This is a genomic window from Bacillus sp. FSL K6-1338 (assembly GCF_038006965.1).
GTDB lineage: Bacteria > Bacillota > Bacilli > Bacillales > Bacillaceae_G > Bacillus_A > Bacillus_A thuringiensis_S.
On sequence record NZ_JBBOWI010000001.1, the window covers coordinates 748859 to 757500 of the forward strand.

An 8642-nucleotide genomic window follows, 5' to 3' on the forward strand; every position below is an offset into this window, starting at 1 on the left:
TAAGTTGTTTACGGGTTTAGGGATTAGTTGCACGATATTAATGGCAGTTCTTCCAGGAGCTATATATTTTATTCATAAAAAACTCACAACGTATGGAGCACAGCCGTGGAATACTGATGTACAAAAAAAGAAACCTGAATGATTTTCAGGTTTCTTTCGTGCAAAGCAAACGTGAAGGGGGATACCTTCTATGTATGCTTTGCTTTATACAAGCCCTAACCAATGTACCAATTGTGTAGAGAGGAATGTAACAACAATGGCGATAACGGTAGGGATTGCAAACGATAAGAATGTCCATTTTGCACTTTTTGTTTCTTTATATATGTTAACCAATGTTGTTCCACACGGGAAATGAAGAAGTGAGAACAACATTGTGTTTAACGCTGTTAACCAAGTCCAACCATTTTCTAGGAATAGATTTTTAATTTGATTAAAATCATCTATTTCAGTTAAAGCCCCAGTTGATAAGTAAGACATTAATAAAATTGGGATTACAATTTCATTAGCGGGTAGTCCAAGAATGAATGCAGCTAGAATAAACCCGTCAAGTCCTAACATTTTAGCAAATGGATCTAGGAAGTTTACAAAATACATAAGTAAGCTTGTGTCACCGATAAAAATGTTAGCAAGTAACCAAGTTAATGCAGCCGCAGGGGCAGCAACAACTATAGCTCGTTTTAAAACATAGATTGATTTATCGAGTGTTGCGCGAACAATTGTATTCCAAACTTTTGGCTTGCGGTACGGAGGTAACTCAAGTGTGTAGTGAGTTGGAACCCCTTTTAAGGCTGTTTTTGATAGTACCCAAGAAACAGTTAATGTCATAATAACACCAATTACAACCATTCCAACTACAACGCCAGCAGTAACCAATGTTTGCATACTGCCTGTATAACCAGCAGCCATAAATAGTGAAGCCATTAAAATTAACATAGGCCAGCGACCGTTACAAGGAACGAAGTTGTTCGTTAAAATTGCTAGCATACGTTCACGTGGTGATTCAATGATACGTGTTGACATAATGGCTGCTGCATTACAACCAAATCCCATTGCCATTGTTAAAGATTGTTTCCCGTGTGCGCCGGATCGTTTGAATAAGCGGTCCATATTAAACGCGACACGTGGTAAGTATCCGTAGTTTTCTAGTAGCGCGAACATAGGGAAAAAGATTGCCATAGGTGGTAACATAACGCTAATAACAGCTCCGATACCACGGAATAAACCAAGTATTAAAATGCCATGTAACCATTCAGGTGCATGCGCTGCTTGGAACCAAGATGTTAAATATCCTTCGGCCCATCCGAAGAATTCGGCAATCATATCAGATGGTACGTTAGCGCCTGCGATTGTAAGATAAAAAATAATAGATAAAATACCGAGCATAATTGGGAATCCCCAGATTGGAGATGTGAAAATTTTATCTAGTTTTTCGGAACGATATAATTTATCAGTATTTGTATATTGGACGGATTCTTTACATATGCTTGCAGATGTTCGGTAAATATCTCCGACTATATCATCTCGTATATCTTCATTTGAAAGTGTTTGTGCATGTTGAATAATATAGTCTAATGGAAGAGCTTTACTGGCTGAGTGAGATTCCATTAATTATGACCTCCCTTACAAGTGGTTCATTATGGTGTTTTTGAAGTGTAGTTAAGAAATTTTTATCTCCATCCAATATACGTAACGCAATCCAACGTGCTGGATACGTATCACCGAACACCTTATAAATTTGTGGTTCTAATTCTTGAATCATATTTTCGACTTTTTCGCTGTAAGTAATTTTAATTGGTGTTGGAATTAGTTTTTTATTTGATACTTTTGCAATAACATTTAGTAAATGACCAATGCCTACTCGGTTACGTGCTGAAATTTTAACTACAGGTACACCAAGTGATTTTGCTAATTTTTTTTCATCAATAACAATACCTTTTTTCTCGGCTTCATCAATTAAGTTAATGCAAATGACTACGTTGTTTGTCATTTCCATCACTTGGAGTGCTAAATTTAAATTTCTTTCCATAGCAGTTGCGTCTAGGACAACTACAGTTACTTCTGGTTTTTCAAATATAATATAATCCCTCGCCACTTCTTCGTCCGCGGAATTTGAGTATAATGAGTAAGTTCCAGGTAAATCTATTAATGTATAAGTACTTCCGTTATGTTCATATTCTCCTTCAGCTTTTAAAACAGTTTTTCCTGTCCAATTTCCAGTATGTTGTTTTAAACCTGTCAAAGTATTAAATAATGTACTTTTCCCGGTATTCGGGTTGCCAGCTAAAGCAATACGATGTTTGCTCATCTGAAATCATCTCCTATTAATACCCCGAAAATAAGGGAACTTTCTTCTTTTCGCAGTGCAATAGTTGTGTTGCTCACTTGATAGGCGACCGGATCTCCAAGTGGACTGCGTTGCAATACTTTAATCGTTGCCCCAGGGATAAATCCCAAATCTAATAAACGTCGTTTCATAGTTCCTTCTAATTGTATCTTCTCAATTTGTACAAATTCCCCTGTTTTAAAATCGGAAAGGGGTTTAGTATTAGCCGATACCATAAAAGTTACCTCTTCTCTATATTGTTAGTGTTAGTTTAAAAAGTTTCCTTAGGTAAACTTTTTGTTAGTAATATAGTAGACTACATTGGATGATGCTGTCAATTAGTACTTTAAAAATATTCATTTAATTTTAGAATTGTTCCAATTTATTTAGTTGTACTAAAAAATATTACTGAAATTCTTTTTAATGTGCATAAATTAGGCGTGTAAAAGTTACAAAATACAGCGGAATTGTAAATATAACTTTAACTAAAAGGGAAAAAGAGAGAAAAACATTTACATTGAATTTACATTGTTAAGAATAAATTTACATTACAGCATAGTTAGTGTGGTTTTTGTTGGATTCTTTAACTGTAAATGTTGGGATTCATAGATTTTAAGGGTTATTATCGTCATTTACTTAAAATTAAAAATTGCTTAACACTCACATAATATTGTTGTCCTACAATGAATTTGTGTTCGAAAGAAAATGAATTCGAAAAGTGATAATCCAAATGGGGGTACAAGACATGGTTATGAAAAAAGGTATTAAATTCTCTTTAGCAGCTTTAGTGGTAGCAGGAGCATTAGTTGGGTGTGGAAAAGCAGAAGATACAACTAGTAAAGAAACTGCTAAAGGAAGCGATAATACAAAACAAGAATTATCGGGTACGATTGCAGCAGCTGGTTCTACAGCTCTTCTACCTCTTGCGGAGGAAGCTGGAAAGAAATTCATGGAGAAAAATTCAAAAGTTTCTATTCAAGTTCAAGGTGGCGGTAGTGGAACTGGGATTAACCAAGTAGCATCTGGTGCAGTGCAAATTGGTAATTCAGATGTTCCGTCCGGAGATAAAATAAAAGATGCTGAAAAGGCGAAAGAATTAGTAGATAACAAGGTAGCGGGTATTGCATTCGCTCTTGTTGTAAATAAAGATGTAAAAGTTGATAACTTAACAGTGCAACAAGTACAAGATATCTTCACTGGAAAAGTAACAAACTGGAAAGAAGTAGGCGGAAAAGATGAAAAAATCAACGTAATTAATCGTCCAGCTTCATCTGGTACACGTGCTACATTCGAAAAAACAATTATGAAAGACGCAAAAATCAATGATGGAACTGGAACAACACAAGATTCTAACGGTGCAGTAGAGCAAGCTATCAATTCTACTCCAGGTTCAGTAAGCTATTTAGCAATGTCTTACATGGTGGGTGATAAAAAAGGTGCACTGCAAACAGTGAAAATTGATGGTGCTGATCCAAAAGTTGAAAACATTGCGTCTGGTAAATATCCATTCTGGTCTTACGAGTATATGGTAACAAAAGGTGAAGCGAAAGAAGCAACAAAAGCTTACATCGATTATGTAAAAGGTAAAGACTTTGAAAAGCAAGTAGAAGATATGGGCTACATTCCAATGTCTAAATTAAATAAGTAATCAAATTTATGGGGCTGGCTGCAAGGCCAGTCCTGTTCATTTCAATCTGTGAAGTGGGGTCTGTCCTGTGATGAAGGGGAAAAAACAAATTAATTACGTGAAAAGTGAATATATAGGAAGATCACTTGTTACGTTTTGTGGTATTTTTATTGTTTTAATTACATTAGCTATTATTGCGTTTATTTGTGGCAAAGGAATTCAATCTTTTACACAAAGTGGTATCTCGTTTACTGAGATGTTAACATCGACAAAATGGAATCCAAATGCTGATCAAGGATCTTTTGGGGCTTTAATTTTTATTGTAGGTTCAACAGTGGTTTCGTTAGGTGCGGTTATTATTAGTGCACCAATTGCTATAGCTCTGGCTATATTCATGAATTTAATTTCGCCGAAGTTTGGAAATAAAGTATTGAAGCCTGTTTTAGAATTATTAGTCGGTATTCCGTCAGTAGTATACGGATTATTAGGGGTTACGATTTTAGTTCCGTTATTACGTGATTCGTTCGGGGGAGTGGGCTTTAGTTTAATTGCGGGTATCGTTGTATTAAGTATTATGATTTTACCTACTATTGCTAGTATCGCTTCTGATGCAATACGCTCTGTTCCATTTGATTATTTAGAAGCTTCTTATGGCCTAGGATCAACGAAATGGCAAGCAATTAGCCGAGTGATTGTTCCTGCTGCGAAAAAAGGAATTTTAACAGGTGTTGTTTTAGGTTTAGCGCGAGCTTTTGGTGAAGCGCTAGCCGTTCAAATGGTAATCGGGAATACGATTAAATTACCAGAAGGAATATATAGTCCGACAGCAACGTTAACTGGTATTTTGACAATGGACATGACAAATACATTGAACGGAACTGCTTGGAATAATGCGCTATGGACTTTAGCGATGATTTTACTTGTTATTTCATTCCTGTTTATTTTAGTAATTCGAGCGATTGGGCAAAGAGGTGAGCGATAATAATGAATGCAAGAACGGTAAATAAAGTTTGGACGGGTATCTTTTATGCGGTTGCGGCTTTGGTCGTAGCTATGCTAGTGTTCTTAGTGTTTGAAATTTTACAAAAGGGATGGGGTTTTTGGGATCCTAATTTCTTGTTTGGAGAACCAAGTAATACAAGAGCTGGTGGTGGGATTGGTCCGCAGTTATTCAATTCATTCTACATGCTTGTTATAACGCTTATTATATCTATTCCTCTTGGACTAGGTGCTGGAATATATTTAGCAGAGTATGCAAAACAAGGGCGCTTTTTAAATTTTGTTCGTTTATGCATTGAGACAATGGCGTCTTTACCATCTATTGTTGTTGGTTTATTTGGTTTGTTAGTGTTCGTTACAATGACAGGCTGGGGATACACAGTAATGGGTGGTGCTCTTGCTTTAACTATTTTAAATTTACCAGGTTTAACACGTGTTTGTGAAAATGCTATTTCAGAAGTGCCTCATAATGTAAAAGAGGCAAGTCTTGGATTAGGTGCAACAAAGTGGCAAACAATCGTTCGTATTATTATCCCATCGTCATTACCGCAAATTATTACAGGGATTATTTTAGCGGCGGGTCGTATATTTGGGGAAGCGGCAGCATTAATTTACACAGCGGGTTTAACATCTCCGATTTTAAATTCAGCAGCGGACTTCTCGAGTCCTGCGCATCCTTTAAATCCGTTTAGACCAGCTGAAACGTTAGCAGTTCATATTTGGAAGTTAAATTCTGAAGGGTTTATTCCAGATGCGAAGTTGATTGCGACAAAATCTGCAGCTGTATTAATTATTATGGTATTACTATTCAATGTCATTTCACGCTTGATAGCATCTGTATTGCATAAGCGCTTTACAGGAACGAAGAGAAAAAGTAAAACGACGAAGAAGATAAAAGCGGCATAAGTTACAAAGGAGAACTCTCTATTTATAAGTAGAGGGTTCTTTTTGCATTTTAATATAGAAGGAAAAGGTGTAGCGATTGTTGAATTTGTAATTCGTTATATAGATAAAGAGGTGAAAATGAGGGAGTGGATTTAATTTGTTTTTTCTGCAAATGTCAGGTTTTCCTGGGTCAGGAAAATCGACAGTTTCTAAGTATATAGCGAAATTAACAGGTGCTGTAATTATAGATCATGATGTTTTGAAATCCGCGTTGTTAAAATCATTAAAAGTAAAAGGAATTGAATCGACGATTGTTGGTGGGCTTGTGTATGATGCCGAATGGGTATTGATTGATTCTTATTTAGAACAAGGGCATAGTGTTATATTGGATAGTCCGTGTTTATATGAGGGAATGGTTGAAAAAGGGATTGAATTATCAAATAAACATGGTGTGAAATATAAATATATTGAGTGTTATCTTAATGATATGGAGGAGATTAATAGGAGACTGCAAACACGTAAGCGTATGATAAGTCAAATTGAAAAGGTGGAGTCAGAAGTAGGTTTTAAAAAGTGGTTAAATGGTAGTAAAAGACCTTCAAATAATGAATACCTTATTGTGGATTCTAGTAAACCTATAGAGCAATATGTGGAAAAAATGATGGATTATATGACTAAATAGAGAAAAGGCGTTATCTTCATTTGTGAAGATAACGCCTTTTCTTTTTAAAAATCAGGTGTTTCTGTAGAAGTGTTTATTTTCCTACGAGAGCGTCTTTTTCTCCCGATTTTATCTAATAGTTCATACATAACTGGAACGACTACTAATGTAAGAACAGTTGAGACTGCTAAACCACCGATGACAACTATGGCTAAACTTTTTGATACCATACTTCCTGCTTGCGATTGACCGAATAAGAGTGGTAGCATAGCGACGATTGTTGTTATAGCCGTCATAATAATTGGGCGAAGTCTTGTGGATCCAGCTTCTAGTAAAGCTTCTCTCGTTTCCAGTCCGTTTTCTCGGTTTTGTTGGACTCTTTCTATTAATACAATAGCGTTTGTAACGACAATCCCAATTAACATTAATGCACCGATCAAGGAATTTACATCAACAGGTGTTCGTGAAATGATTAATCCTAAAATACCACCGACAGCAGCTAACGGCAAGGAGAATAGGATTGCAAAAGGAGCACGTGCTTGCCCGAAGGTGATAACCATAATTAAATATACAATCCCGATTGCGATCCCCATAATTTTGAATAAATCTGTAAAATTCTCTTGCATAGATTCAGTAGCTCCTGCGATATTTACTTTTGAACCGCTAGGTAAATCTAAGTCAGTTATCGCTTTATTTACTGCTTTGTTTACTTTACTCAAATCTTCATTTGAAGCTTCGGCGGTAATTTGAATTGTTTCTTTTCCGTCTTTATGGAAAATTTCTGTTTGCGTTTGTTTTTCTGAAATAGTTGCGATGTCTTTTAAAGGAATTGGTCCATTAATAGGTGATAGTATGTTTGTATTTAAAATATCTTCTTGTTTAGTAATGTTTTCCTTTTTATGTTCTATCATAATAGTAGTTTTTTCATTATTAATTGTAATTTCGCCAATAGGTGACTTCTTCATAAGGAATGCTACTTGTTGCGCAGCTATTTCTGGTGTTAAACCTAGTTGTTCAGCCTTTGTTTGATCAATATGAATTTGCCATTCTTTCTTAGAGTCTTCTAAATTCGTTTTTACTTTAGAAAGATCATCCATGCTTTTTAGTTTTGTTTCAACGATAGTAGCCGCCTCTTTTAAATCTGCTTCGTTAGTAGCTGTTACGTTAAATTGTAAGTTGTTGCCGCCACCAGAGCTTGAATAACTTGTTTTTATATAATCAAGTTCAGCAGGTTCAAAAGTTTTATTTTCCTTTTTTAACTCTTTAATATATTGATCAATATCAGAACCTTTTTTAAAGACTACAAATATACTAGCAAGGTTATTTTTAGTTGTTTGCCCCCATTGTGCATCTTCTGCGCTAGATCCCATTCGTAAAATAACGTCTGTTACATCTGAATTAGAAAGTAATTTCTTTTCGAAATCGAATGCTTTTTGTTTTTGAGCTTCAGCATTATAATCGGCTGGAAATGTCATGTTAATAGATAACATTGTGTCGTCCTCAGATTTTATGTTTGCTTTCGGTAGTAATATATAGGCTGCAATTGATCCTGCAAATAATAAAAATGCAGTAAGTAGAATAATGAATTTATGAGAAAGAGACCACTTTAAGGTAGCAACATATCGTGATGAAGAACTTGGCTTTCGATGCTTTGTTTTTTTGAGTAGTAAAAAAGCCATAAGTGGAACAACTGTTAGTGCAACGATTAAGGATGATAGAATAGAATATACAACTGCTAATACCATAGGTAACATTAATTTTCCGATTGCTCCTGATACGAGGCCGATAGGTAAAAAAACAGCGACCGTTGTTAAAGTAGAAGAAGTAATTGCGACGGCGACCTCTTTCGTTGCATCAAGAATAATATTTTTAGAGAAAGAATCTTTTTGTAAACGGCGGAAAATATTCTCGATGACAACGATACTATCATCGACGAGACGTCCAACCGCAACAGCTAAACCACCAAGGGTTAAAATGTTAAGTGTGATGTTAGATTGATGTAGTAAAAAGAGTGTTAATAAAATAGATAATGGAATACTGACAACAGCGATGAGTGTTGTTCGGAAGTTACGTAAAAAGATTAAGATAATTAGAGTTGCAGCGATTGCTCCAAGTATTACTTCTTTTCCCATGCTAGTAACAGCATT

9 protein-coding genes (1 of these 9 cut by a window edge) are annotated in these 8642 nt (G+C 35.5%); 5 read left to right on the forward strand and 4 right to left on the reverse strand.

Annotated features, from left to right (window positions below; translation table 11 throughout):
• The first annotated feature begins 4 nt into the window (after positions 1-4).
• On the forward strand, positions 5-142 hold the full coding sequence (locus NZ044_RS03850; RefSeq protein ID WP_000493991.1) for a hypothetical protein: 138 nt from the start codon (positions 5-7) through the stop codon (positions 140-142).
• Positions 143-204: 62 nt separating this feature from the next.
• On the opposite strand, the gene NZ044_RS03855 is transcribed toward NZ044_RS03850, so the two are convergent.
• The 3 genes from NZ044_RS03855 to NZ044_RS03865 are packed head-to-tail and all read right to left on the reverse strand — an operon-like array spanning position 205 to position 2559.
• The gene (locus tag NZ044_RS03855; protein WP_000443621.1) at positions 205-1605 is read right to left on the reverse strand and encodes a nucleoside recognition domain-containing protein; all 1401 of its coding nucleotides are present in this window, start codon (positions 1603-1605) and stop codon (positions 205-207) included.
• Complete coding sequence (locus NZ044_RS03860) at positions 1583-2305, reverse strand: FeoB small GTPase domain-containing protein (protein WP_000033874.1); 723 nt, start codon at positions 2303-2305, stop codon at positions 1583-1585. Before NZ044_RS03860 ends, NZ044_RS03855 begins: the two co-directional genes overlap by 23 nt.
• Positions 2302-2559: a FeoA family protein gene (locus NZ044_RS03865; protein WP_000252988.1), complete on the reverse strand. Its 258-nt coding sequence runs from the start codon at positions 2557-2559 to the stop codon at positions 2302-2304. The genes NZ044_RS03860 and NZ044_RS03865 overlap by 4 nt, the downstream gene beginning before the upstream one ends.
• 509 nt (positions 2560-3068) lie before the next feature.
• On the opposite strand from NZ044_RS03865, the gene NZ044_RS03870 reads away from it, so the two are divergent.
• The 4 genes from NZ044_RS03870 to NZ044_RS03885 all read left to right on the forward strand — a co-directional run bounded on the left by NZ044_RS03870 (position 3069) and on the right by NZ044_RS03885 (position 6516).
• Positions 3069-3971 carry a phosphate ABC transporter substrate-binding protein PstS family protein gene (locus tag NZ044_RS03870; protein WP_000245111.1) on the forward strand — a complete coding sequence of 301 codons (903 nt, stop codon included), beginning with the start codon at positions 3069-3071 and terminating at the stop codon, positions 3969-3971.
• Between the two features lie 70 nt (positions 3972-4041).
• Positions 4042-4932, forward strand: a complete 891-nt coding sequence (gene pstC, locus NZ044_RS03875; RefSeq protein WP_000676676.1) for a phosphate ABC transporter permease subunit PstC — start codon at positions 4042-4044, stop codon at positions 4930-4932.
• 2 nt (positions 4933-4934) lie between these two features.
• Positions 4935-5855: a phosphate ABC transporter permease PstA gene (pstA, locus tag NZ044_RS03880; protein ID WP_000994151.1), complete on the forward strand. Its 921-nt coding sequence runs from the start codon at positions 4935-4937 to the stop codon at positions 5853-5855.
• A gap of 136 nt (positions 5856-5991) precedes the next feature.
• Positions 5992-6516, forward strand: coding sequence for an AAA family ATPase (locus NZ044_RS03885; RefSeq protein ID WP_000465759.1), 525 nt, complete (start codon positions 5992-5994; stop codon positions 6514-6516).
• Positions 6517-6560: 44 nt separating this feature from the next.
• On the opposite strand, the gene NZ044_RS03890 is transcribed toward NZ044_RS03885, so the two are convergent.
• A protein-coding gene (locus NZ044_RS03890; RefSeq protein ID WP_086402749.1) for an efflux RND transporter permease subunit crosses the window boundary here: on the reverse strand, positions 6561-8642 show its 3' portion. Its footprint extends 963 nt past the window's final position; 2082 of the gene's 3045 nt are visible here — the last part of the coding sequence; its start codon lies beyond the right edge, outside the window; the stop codon is at positions 6561-6563.

Bases quoted from the DNA above. Each gene is read 5' to 3' on its own strand.
- NZ044_RS03855 (WP_000443621.1), bottom strand. From the start codon at position 1,605: ATGGAATCTCACTCAGCCAGTAAAGCTCTTCCATTAGACTATATTATT.
- NZ044_RS03860 (WP_000033874.1), bottom strand. From the start codon at position 2,305: ATGAGCAAACATCGTATTGCTTTAGCTGGCAACCCGAATACCGGGAAA.
- NZ044_RS03865 (WP_000252988.1), bottom strand. From the start codon at position 2,559: ATGGTATCGGCTAATACTAAACCCCTTTCCGATTTTAAAACAGGGGAA.
- NZ044_RS03870 (WP_000245111.1), top strand. From the start codon at position 3,069: ATGGTTATGAAAAAAGGTATTAAATTCTCTTTAGCAGCTTTAGTGGTA.
- pstC (WP_000676676.1), top strand. From the start codon at position 4,042: ATGAAGGGGAAAAAACAAATTAATTACGTGAAAAGTGAATATATAGGA.
- pstA (WP_000994151.1), top strand. From the start codon at position 4,935: ATGAATGCAAGAACGGTAAATAAAGTTTGGACGGGTATCTTTTATGCG.